General features: G+C 74.5%; 9 protein-coding genes. 1 reads left to right on the top strand and 8 read right to left on the bottom strand.

The genetic code is table 11. From position 1 onward, the window contains the following. Positions 1 to 477: 477 nt before the first annotated feature. From ACOJTC_RS18990 to ACOJTC_RS18970, 5 genes are all read right to left on the bottom strand, one after another. Positions 478 to 870 carry a VOC family protein gene (locus tag ACOJTC_RS18990; RefSeq protein WP_420117884.1) on the bottom strand — a complete coding sequence of 131 codons (393 nt, stop codon included), beginning with the start codon at positions 868 to 870 and terminating at the stop codon, positions 478 to 480. Positions 871 to 874: 4 nt separating this feature from the next. After that, positions 875 to 1,513: a lipoyl(octanoyl) transferase LipB gene (gene lipB / locus ACOJTC_RS18985; RefSeq protein WP_420117883.1), complete on the bottom strand. Its 639-nt coding sequence runs from the start codon at positions 1,511 to 1,513 to the stop codon at positions 875 to 877. Between the two features lie 86 nt (positions 1,514 to 1,599). Beyond that, positions 1,600 to 3,423 (bottom strand): DUF2079 domain-containing protein, encoded by a 1,824-nt coding sequence (locus ACOJTC_RS18980; RefSeq protein ID WP_420117882.1) that lies wholly within the window; start codon positions 3,421 to 3,423, stop codon positions 1,600 to 1,602. A 136-nt stretch (positions 3,424 to 3,559) separates the two neighbouring features. Further along, positions 3,560 to 4,459, bottom strand: a complete 900-nt coding sequence (locus tag ACOJTC_RS18975) for a TIGR01777 family oxidoreductase (RefSeq protein WP_420117881.1) — start codon at positions 4,457 to 4,459, stop codon at positions 3,560 to 3,562. Between the two features lie 278 nt (positions 4,460 to 4,737). After that, positions 4,738 to 5,751 (bottom strand): aldo/keto reductase, encoded by a 1,014-nt coding sequence (locus ACOJTC_RS18970; RefSeq protein WP_420117880.1) that lies wholly within the window; start codon positions 5,749 to 5,751, stop codon positions 4,738 to 4,740. Positions 5,752 to 5,806: 55 nt separating this feature from the next. Here ACOJTC_RS18970 and ACOJTC_RS18965 point away from each other — a divergent pair, with 55 nt between their 5' ends. Continuing rightward, on the top strand, positions 5,807 to 6,178 hold the full coding sequence (locus ACOJTC_RS18965) for a MerR family transcriptional regulator (protein WP_204927868.1): 372 nt from the start codon (positions 5,807 to 5,809) through the stop codon (positions 6,176 to 6,178). 16 nt (positions 6,179 to 6,194) lie between these two features. On the opposite strand, the gene ACOJTC_RS18960 is transcribed toward ACOJTC_RS18965, so the two are convergent. From ACOJTC_RS18960 to ACOJTC_RS18950, 3 genes are all read right to left on the bottom strand, one after another. Then, entirely contained in the window at positions 6,195 to 7,151 is a 957-nt protein-coding gene (locus ACOJTC_RS18960) for an LLM class flavin-dependent oxidoreductase (RefSeq protein WP_420117879.1), read from the bottom strand. Positions 7,152 to 7,291: 140 nt separating this feature from the next. Next, entirely contained in the window at positions 7,292 to 7,810 is a 519-nt protein-coding gene (locus ACOJTC_RS18955; protein ID WP_420117878.1) for a hemerythrin domain-containing protein, read from the bottom strand. Between the two features lie 76 nt (positions 7,811 to 7,886). Beyond that, positions 7,887 to 8,456, bottom strand: a complete 570-nt coding sequence (locus ACOJTC_RS18950; protein ID WP_420117885.1) for a TetR/AcrR family transcriptional regulator — start codon at positions 8,454 to 8,456, stop codon at positions 7,887 to 7,889. Positions 8,457 to 8,587 lie beyond the last annotated feature (131 nt).

Raw genomic sequence — 8,587 nt, 5'->3', positions numbered from 1 at the left:
ACCCGGTGGCCCATCGGTGCCGGCCTTGCGGGGCCGGCCTTGCGGTGGCGGCCCTTGCGGTGCCGGCCCTTGCCGGGGTCACCCGCATGTCGGTCGACGCTGCCGCCTTGGGCGGGTCGAGCACCCTGGGTGACGAATCGGGCTGAGGTCGCCCGCGATCACCCTGGGTGATCGATTTTGGGGGGTGCCGGCGCTGCCCTGCGTCCGAAATTCGCACTCACCCCGCTGAGCAGGACTTCCGCCCCCATCTCCGGCTGCCCCACCTACCTGCCCCTCCACGCTTTGCTCTGCTGCCACCGACGCGACGGTTACCTTCCGCGCTCGGTGCGCCCAGGGCAGCAGAGCAAAGCGTGTGGGGAAGGGTGGGTGGCAGGGGGAGATAAGTGACGCTACGTAGTGAAGGTGAGGTTGTGGGTGCGGTCGCGCACTGTTGCGCTGACCGGTTCAGACCCAAGCTGATGCTTGGTGGCAGCGGGGTCAGGCCGTGCCGAGCAGATCCCAGCGGTTGCCGGCGATGTCCCGGAACACCGCCACCCGGCCGTACGGTTCGGTGCGCGGTGGCCTCACGAACTCCACGCCGGCGTCGACCAGCCGCCGGTGGACGGCGTCGAAGTCGTCCACCTGGAGGAAGAACCCGACCCGGCCGGCCACCTGGTCACCGACCACCGCCTCCTGCCGCTCACCGTCGGCGCGGGCCAGCAGGATGCCGGTCTGCGCGCCGGGCGGACGGACCACCACCCACCGCTTCGGGCGGCCGTCGTTGGTCAGCGACGGCGCGTCCTCGACCAGCTCGAAGCCGAGAATCCCGGTGAAGAACGCGATGGCCGGATCGTAGTCGGCGACGACGAGGGTGACGAGGTCGATCCGCATCGGCTCAGCCGAGCAGGGTGGGCAGGTGCCGTTCCACCACGGGCAGCACCTCGGCCACCGTCACCGGGCGGCCCAGCTCGGCGGTGAGCGAGGTGGTGCCCGCGTCGGCGATGCCGCAGGGCACGATCCGGTCGTAGTACGACAGGTCGCAGTCGCAGTTGATCGCGAAGCCGTGCTGGGTGACGCCCCGGGCGACCCGGATGCCGATGGCGGCCACCTTGCGGGCCGGGCCCCGGTCGTCGTCGGGCACCCAGACGCCGCTGCGTCCCTCTACCCGGCCGGCGGTCAGCCCGAACTCGGCGCAGACGTCGATCAGTAGCTGCTCGGTGCGGCGGACGTAGGCGACCACGTCGACCGGGTCGGGCAGCCGGACGATTGGGTAGCCGACGAGCTGCCCCGGACCGTGCCAGGTGATCTTGCCGCCCCGGTCCACGTCGACGACGGGGGTGCCGTCCATCGGCCGGTCCCAGGGCTCGGTGCGCTTACCGGCGGTGTAGACGCTCGGGTGTTCCAGCAGCAGCACGGTGTCGCCGCGCTCGCCGGTCACCACCGCCTCGTGCAGCCGCCGCTGCTCGTCCCACGCGGCCGAGTAGTCGACCACACCCGCCCGGACGGCGGTCACCCCGGAAGTCGTCACGCTCACCCCGCCACCCTAGCCCCGTCCGCCTCCGCCGCGCCCCGTGAGCCTCGTCGCGCCACCCAGTGTGACCCCCGCAGGCGGCGGACCGGTCAGCCGGCGGGGACCGTCCAGAGCCACACGTCGTCCACCCGGCGGGGCTCGCCGAGCAGGGCGGTGGCGGTACGACGCAGGGCGTCCTCGTCGAGGTCGTACTTGGCCCCGTGCACCTCGTCGGGCAGCACGACCGCCTCGACCCCCCAGTACCGCAGGTCGGCCCGGGACAGGCGGATGCTGCCCTCGGTGACGATCGGCACCAGCCCGGTCCGCCCGGCCTGGTCCATCAGCGTGTCGAAGGTGCGCGGCGGCGGCCCGATCCGACCCCGCCCGTCCGGGCCGCCGGGGCCGAGGAAGAAGCCGGCGGGCAACCGGAACTCGCCCTGCCGGTGGGACAGGGCGTACGCCTGCCAGCGCTGCCCGTCCGGGGTCACGTCCAGGGTCAGCGGGATCGGGGTGAGCACCCCGCCCGGTGAGACGTACTCCCGCCAGGTGCCGGCGGTGACGAACTCCGGCACCGGCGGGCGGACGCTGGTCAGCAGCGGGGTCGGCAGCAGCGGCAGCAGCGCCGCCGCGAAACCCACCCCCCACACCCAGGCGGCCGTGCGGCCCGGCGGTGTCGCCCGCAACCGGTCGATCGTGTACGCCAGCAGCACCCCGATCACCGGGGCCACCACCAGGGCCAGCCGGGACGGCAGGGCGGCGTTGACCACCGGCAGGTTGTCCAGCACCCCGAAGGGCAGCAGTTGACCGGTGCGCTGACCGTTCCACTTCGCCAGCGGCCCCCAGGACAGCACCGCGAACACCACGGCGGTCACCCCGAGCGCGGTCAGCGTGGCCTGCCGGCCCGGACCGGCCCGACGCCACAGCCACCCGAAGCAGACCACGGTGAGCAGCAGCAGCGGCACCCCGAAGAAGCTGTTCTCCTCGGTCGGGTTGGGCGCCAGCGTGGTGTCCCAGCCCAGCGCCCCGGCCAGCGACCGGCTCGGGTACGCCCCGAACGCGGCGATGTCCTCGGCGTGGATGACCGGGTCGAAGCCGGTGCCGTGGAACCGTTGCGGCCCGGCGAAGTGCAACCACAGCGGGTACGCCAGCAGCACCCCGGCGACCAGCGCGGTCACCCCCAGCCCGCGTAGGAAGTCCGGCAGCGCGGCGCGGGCCTGCGCCCGGCGGGCCGGGTGCACCGCCCAGACGGCGAGGAAGACGGCGACCGCCAGGGCGGTGAAGAACAACCCCTCGGCGGCGATCGAGAAGGCCACCGCGACCAGCACCCCGAGCACCAGCCCGCCCCGCAGCCAGCGCCCCGGCCGGCGCAGCGCGAACACCCCGGCCACCAGCAGCGGCACCAGCCAGCCGGCGGTCCAGTTCAGGTGGGCGTTGGCGTGCGCGACCATGCCGGGGGAGAAGGCCACGAACAGCGCCCCGACGCCCGCCGCGAGCCGACTGGCGACCAGGTGCCGGGAGAGCAGCCAGTACCAGGCCAGCGCGGTGGCGGCGAGGTTGAGGGTGAGGATCACCAGGAACGTCGCCGGCGGCCCGATCAGGTACGTCAACGGCGCGAAGACCACCGCGTACACGGTGATCGAGGTGTTGACGGCGAGGTTCACCCCGTCCGGCACGTTGAGCAGGTGGGTGAAGAGCGGGTTCTCCCCGTGCGTGACGGCGTGCCCGCCGAAGGCGAGCAGCCACTCGAAGAGCGCCTGGTCGCTGGAGTTCACGGTGATCGCCCGCTGGTTCGGGTCGCGCCACAGCCCGCTGGTCACCCAGACCGCCAGCGCCACCGCGACGACCAGCACGGTCAGGTCGGCCCGCCGACCCCGGGCGGCGTCCGGGGCGGCGGTGGGCGGCGGGTCGGCGGCCAGGGTCGGGGAAGTCGGCACGGAGCGGACGTTACCAACCGGAACTGGACCGACCGGTCGGACCCGCGACCCCGGCCACTCCCGGTTCGACCGGGCCGCCGCGCCGGCCCACCCGCAGCGCCGCCCGGGTCGGTCGTCGGCCGGCGGGCCGACCGGGTCAGTCGTGCAGGGCGGCGTGCAGCGCGGCGGGCAGCTCGGGGTGGGTCCAGGGGAAACCGGCCCGGGTGAGCACGGCGGGCAGGACCCTCGCGCTGGTCAGCGCCTCCTGGGCGAAGCCGCCCAGGGCCACCTTCAGGGCGACCGCGGGAATCGGGACGATCGCCGGCCGGTGCAGTTGGCGGGCGAACTCCCGGGTGAACTCGGCGTTGGTGACCGGGTTCGGGCCGACCACGTTGACCGCGCCGGCGACCTCCTCGGCGGTCAGCAGGAACACCGTCGCGTCCAGCCAGTCCCGCAGCGAGATCCACGGCAGCCACTGCCGCCCGCTGCCGAGCCGGCCGGCGATGCCCAGCTTGAACGGCAGCAACTGCGGCTTGAGCAGCCCTCCGTCGCGGTGCAGCGGCAGGCCCGTCCGCAGCCGTACCACCCGGACCCCGGCGTCCTCGGCGGGTCGGGTCGCCGCCTCCCAGACCCGGCACACGTCGGCGAGGAACCCCTCACCCGCCGGGGCGTCCTCCTCGACCACCCGGTCGCCGGTGTTGCCGTACCAGCCGACCGCGGAGGAGTTGAGCAGCACCGGGGGCCGGTCCGCCGCCGGCATCCCGGCGATCGTGACGGCCAGCGTGGTGGTGGTGTCCACCCGGCTGGACCGGATCACCCGGCGGTAGTCGTCGGTCCACCGCTTGTCGCCCACCCCGGCCCCGGCCAGGTTGACCACCGCGTCGGCCCCGGCCACCACGGTCGGGTCGAGCTGCCCGGCGGTCGGGTCCCACCGCTGCTCGTCGGGGGTACGCGGTGACCGCCGGACCAGCCGGGTGACCTGGTGCCCGTCGTCGGTGAGGCGGTCGACCAGCCGGCTGCCGAGGAAGCCGGACACGCCGGCCATCAGGATCCGCATACCGCTATCTTCGGCCACGCGCCCCCGATCGGATGCGCCGACCACCAACCCCCACCCAACCCCACCCCCCGACGTCCACCCCCGGCCGGCTCGTTCCGGTGTTCAAGAGGTTCGCGGCAAGTTGTAGATCCATCTTGACACGAACCTCTTGATCAACTGACGCGAACCTCTTGATCCCCGGGGACGGGGCGGCGACCCGCCGAGGCGGGGCGGGGGAGTCGGGGGCGAGTGGTCGGGCGGGGCGGGGGCGGGAGGATCGGGGCTCGCGGTGGCGGGGCCTACCGGGTGGTCGCGTTGCCGGCCGGGGTCGGGCGCAGGTCGGTCAGGAGGCGCTCCACCTCGGCGAACGCGTCCGCCGGGAGCGGGCCGAGGGTGAGGGCGGCGAAGTTCTCCCGGGCCTGCGCGACCGTCCGGCACCCGGGGATCGGCAGCGTCCGGGGGCTGCGGGCCAGCAGCCAGCCCAGCGCCCCCTGGGCGAGGGTCCGGCCGTCCGCGGTCAACGCCGTCCGGATCGCCGCCACCCGGGCCGACCACTCGGGGGTGGGCCGGCCGTCGCGGAACCAGACCAGCCACTCCGGTGCCCGGCCCCGCACGTCGTCCGCGCCCAGCGTGCGGGTGGCCCCGGTGAGCAGGCCCATCGCCAGTGGCCCCCGGTTGAGGCTGGCCAGGTCGAAGGCGTCGCAGACGGCGAGCACTTCCGGGTTGTCGTTCAGCACCGACTCGTCGTGTTCGACGGCGACGCAGTGCGGCCCCGCCCCGGCGAGCGCCCGAGCCGAGTCCGGGTTGTCGGTGCTCCAGCCGTACCCCCGGATCTTGCCCTGGGTGACCAGGCCCTCCAGGGTGTCGACCAGGTCGAGCGCGGCGGACGCCGGCAGGTCGTTGAGGTGCAGCAGGTAGAGGTCGACGTGGTCGGTGCCGAGCCGGCGCAGCGATCCCTCCAGGCTGGCCACCGCGTACGCCGGGCTGGCGTCCACGCCCAGCGCCCGCCGGGTCGCCTCGTCGCTGCGGTTGCCGAACTTGGTGACGATCACCGCCCGGTCCCGCCGGCCGGCGAGCGCCCGGCCGAGCACCCGCTCGCTGTGCCCTGCCCCGTAGTTGCTGGCCGTGTCGAAGAGGGTGACGCCCAGGTCGAGGGCCTGGTGGATGGTGGCGACCGACTCGTCGTCGTCCACCTCACCCCAGCCGTACGGCTGACCGTCGTCGCCCCACAGCGGGCCGCCGATCGCCCAGCACCCCATGCCGATCGCGCCGACCTCGATTCCACTGCGGCCCAGAGTCCGTGTCGTCGTCATGCCGACCAGTTTTCAACCTGGAGTGCGCTCCAGGTCAAGCGGTAACATCCGGCCCATGTACCCGCCCTCGGAGGCCGCCCGGCGCAGCGGGTTCAGCCTCGACACCCTGCGCTACTACGAGAAGATCGGCCTGCTCAGCGGCGTCGGCCGCACCTCGGGTGGCCGTCGGGTGTTCACCGACGACGACCTGAGCTGGCTGGTGATCTTCCGCTGCCTGCGCGACACCGGCATGCCGATCGCCGAGATGTGCCGCTACGCCGAGCTGTCCCGCGAGGGGGAACACACCGTCGCCGCCCGGCAGGAGCTGCTGGAGCAGCACGCCGCCCGGGTCGAGGAACAGTTGACCCTGCTGCAGCGCCAGTACGCCCACCTGCGCGAGAAGATCCGCTTCTACCAGGGCCTCACCGGGGCGACCCCCACCCCCTGAGCGCCCGGCCCGCCGGTCACGGTCGGGCGGACCCCGACCCGTCCGGGGCGGATGGGGCACCGGACAGCCGGGCCAGCACCGGGACGAGCGGTTCGAGGGCGTCCCGGCGTACCACGAAGCGGGTGACACCCCAGCGACGCCGGTGGGCCGCGACCGCCGCGACGATCTCGTCCACCGTGCCGATCAGCACGAACGGGGTGGCCAGCAGTTCGGTGACGGTCAGCCCGACCCGCTCGGCCTGCTCGGCGGCGGCGGCCCCGGCGTCGTCGGTGACCACGACCGTCTGCACCAGCGCCTCCAGCGCGGGCGGGGTGTCCCGGCCGGCCGCCCCGGCGGCCACGTGCGCGAGCTGCGCCTCGATCTGGTCGACCCGCCAACGCGCCTCGTGCCGGTGGCCGTCGGCGAGGGTACGCCCGAAACCGGTCAACCCGACCACGTCGGCGTGCGCGCCGGCCCAACGCAGCAACGTCGAGTTGGCGGTGCCCATGGTCAACGGGATGCGGTCCTGCACCGGCCGGGGCGAGGTCAGCCGGGCCTCCCGCGCCGCCAGGTCGGGGGAGTCGACCGTCACCGGGGAGCCGTCGAGCAGGGCGCGGACCGCCTCGGCGACGGCCACGCAGCGGCGTACCCGACCGGCGACGTCGGGGCGTACCCGGCCGACGGCGGCCCACTCGGCGGGGGTGTGGCCGGCGCCGACACCGAGCCGGGCCCGTCCACCGGAGACCAGGTCGAGGGTGGCCACGTCGGCCGCGAGCAGGATCGGTTCCCGCACCCCCAGATTCGACACGTACGAGCCGAGCCCGATCGTGGTGGTCACCGACGCGGCGGCGGCGAGCGCGACGAACGGGGACGTCACGTCGCCCGGGTGGTCGGCGGCGAGCAGGGCGTCGAAGCCGACCGACTCCGCCCGGCGGGCGAGGTCGACCCAGCCCGCCGCGTCGGTCGGAGTGGCCTGGAGCGAGAAGACGGTCACCGGCCCAGCTTCGCCGTCGCGGGTCGTCCCGGCCATCCCGCAGGCCCGGATTCTGCCAACCGGAGAATCGCCCGCCGCCCTCGCCTCGGGGTCCGCCGGGGCCGGCGCGCAACCGTCGGCGCGGAATCCGGCGGCCCGGCTCACCAGTCCGGTGGTGGGGTCACCCCGAGCAGCGCCGTGGTGTCGCCGGCCCGGTGGCCGAGCGCGTCGAGGGCGGCGGTGAGGGTGCGTTCCTCGTAGCGGAAGTGTGAGGCGAGGATCGCGGACAGGCCCTCCAGCTCGACGCGTACCCGGTCGACGGCCGCAGGGTCGTCCGCCGGTGGAGCGGTGACCAGCGCCTCGATCCGGCGGACGATCCAGTCGACCATGCGGTGGTCCCGGCTGAGCTTGTCGAGCACCGGCCGCAGCTCGGGCGCCTCGTCGGCGAGTACCCGGAACGCACCGGCGTCCGCGCCGGTGTGGTGCCGGGTGAGCGCCGAGCAGAAGCTGAGGCAGTGGGTACGCAGACCGCGCAACCGTTCCGCGCCGGGTGACCCGTCGGGACCGGCGGCGAGGCCGGCCCGGAGCTGGTCGAGCTCGTCGAGCAGCCAGAGATGGATCTCTACCAGTTGGTGGCCGAGCGCGGTCAGGCGGTCGGCGGAGGTGGAATCGGGGTGCACAGGTGTCCCTGCTGTCCGGCGCCTCCGTGCCCTCGGCGGTCTGTGTGCCGGGTACACCGCGACGCTGACGACGATTCTACGGCCCCCCGGCGTCGGCGCGGCCCACGCCTGACGGGCCGGGTGCGGCCCGTCGTAAGGGTCGGCGAAGCCCTGCCATGAGCAGGTCGAGGAGGCGGCCGGCGAGGTCCCGTTGCTCCGGCCCCTGCGCCGCAAGCGACATCCCGCCCAGCCCGGCCAGCACGTCCCCCGGGTCGACGTCCGGGCGGATCGTGCCGGCGGCGACACCGGCCGCCAGCAGCCGGGTCAGCGCGGCGACCAGCAGGTCCCGGCTCTGCGCGTACGGGTTGGTGCCGGCGGCGATCACCAGGCGCAGGGCGTCGGCCATGCCCTGCTTGGTGGCGAGGTAGTCGACGAAGCGGTCCATCCAGGCCCGGGTGGCCTCGGCGGGCGGTAGGCGGGTCAGCAGCTCGTCGGCGGCGTCGCAGAGTTTGGCCAGCTCGTTGCGGTAGGCGGCCTCCACCAGCGCCTCCCGGGTGGGGAAGTGCCGGTAGAGGGTGCCGATGCCGACCCCGGCCTCCCGGGCGATCGACTCCAGGGTCACCTCCGGCCCCTGCCGGGAGAACGCCCGGACGGCGGTGTCGAGCAGTCGCTGACGGTTGCGCAGCGCGTCGGCGCGCAGCGGCCGGGCACCGGGCTGCGGCGCGCCGCCGCTCGGGCCGGTCTGCCCCGTGTGACGACTCGGCCGGGTCTGCGGCGCGTCGCGGTCCGGGCCGGTCT

This window comes from Micromonospora sp., from assembly GCF_048594385.1.
Lineage (GTDB): Bacteria > Actinomycetota > Actinomycetes > Mycobacteriales > Micromonosporaceae > Micromonospora > Micromonospora wenchangensis.
Note: the sequence above shows the minus strand (reverse complement) of the source record. Positions and strands in the feature narration are given on the sequence as shown.